The 1,533-nt window shown below is 28.2% G+C and carries 1 protein-coding gene; it reads left to right on the top strand.

Going from position 1 to position 1,533, the window contains the following annotated elements; genetic code table 11:
• Positions 1 to 803, top strand: an 803-nt coding sequence (locus ACFSTA_RS18730) for a protein rep (RefSeq protein ID WP_377558363.1), incomplete at its 5' end; no start/stop codon positions are given.
• Positions 804 to 1,533: the final 730 nt, after the last annotated feature.

Genomic DNA, 1,533 nt, shown 5'->3' with positions numbered 1-1,533 from the left:
CAGATAAAACATTAGAGAAACAGAAATTGCATAAATCTAATTTATGTAAAAATCGATTTTGTCCTGTATGTGCATGGCGAAAAGCGAGAAAAGATGCGTTAGGTTTATCATTGATGATGCAATATGTAAAACAAGAGGAGTCAAAATCATTTATATTTTTAACACTTACGACCCCAAATGTTACAGCTGAGCATTTAGAAGATGAAATACAAAATTATAATCACGCATTTCAAAAGATGTTTAAACGTAAAAAGATTAAGTCTATTGCGAAAGGTTATGTTCGTAAATTAGAAGTCACGTATAATGCGGAACGTGATGACTATCACCCTCATTTTCATGTCTTGATTGCAGTAAATAAGTCATATTTTACAGATAAAAGATATTATATTAGCCAAAAAGAATGGCTTGAATTATGGCGTGACGTAACAGGAATTTCAGAAATTACACAAGTTAAAGTTCAAAAAATAAGACAAAATAATAATAAAGAGCTTTATGAAATGGCTAAATATTCCGGTAAAGATAGCGATTATCTCGTTAATCAAAAAGTATTCGACGCATTCTATAAATCACTTAAAGGTAAACAGGTATTAGTTTATTCAGGATTGTTTAAAGAAGCGAGAAAGAAATTAAAGAATGGTGAATTGGATTATTTAAAAGATATTGATCCAACTGAATACGTGTATCAGATTTTTTACATGTGGAATAAAAATGAATATTTAGCGAGTGAAATTTTTGATTTAACCGAAGAAGAAAAAAGTAAGATTAATCATCGAATGATTGATGAAATTGAAGAAGAAAATTGATATTAAATTGTGATAAGTTTTTCGTAGAAGAGTTGTAAAAAAATCAGAAGGATTTAAAAAAAGATAAGAACATATTGATGATTTTTATTAAAACGTTAGCTAAAAAGCTAGCGTTTTTTTACGTTTAGTTTTTTTCATTCAATTTTATTTTCCTTACTTTTTTATAAAACAAACGCTTTTAAGCGTACTCATATCGTACGTAAAACGTACTCAAAACGTACTTAAATATTAGTACGTATCACGTACGTCACTTAAAAAATTGGTACGTATCGAGTACGTATTAGGTACGTTTCAAGTACGTTTTTATGATTTTTTGCATCATATTTAAGAATCCTATTTGACACTGTCAAATCAATACTTTTGCATTATATTGGTACGTGAAACGTACTAATATAATGCAGGATTCCCTTATGCTCTTGAAAATGCAAAAGTTACATTGTACACCTATTTTTTAGGTTTTAGTTTTTTTGTTGAGAAGAGCAATCGAGATAAAAAAATACATTTTTCTTTCTAAAAATGTTGAGAAAGAAATTTTAAAATGATTTATAGCCTCTCTGTTGAACGAAAAAAGTTTTGAGGTATTTTTTTATACGTGGAATAATAAAATGTCCTAGAAAGGGCTTAAAATGCAAAATAAAAAGACTACTCATTTTTTGAGTAGTCTGGAGAATAGTTTTTGATATTTCAAATGAAAGTGAGTACTACATTGATCGTATCACATGCATTTATG

Origin of the sequence: Ornithinibacillus salinisoli (assembly GCF_042684965.1) — a bacterium.
GTDB classification, from domain to species: Bacteria; Bacillota; Bacilli; order Bacillales; family Amphibacillaceae; genus Ornithinibacillus; species Ornithinibacillus salinisoli.
Note: the sequence above shows the minus strand (reverse complement) of the source record. Positions and strands in the feature narration are given on the sequence as shown.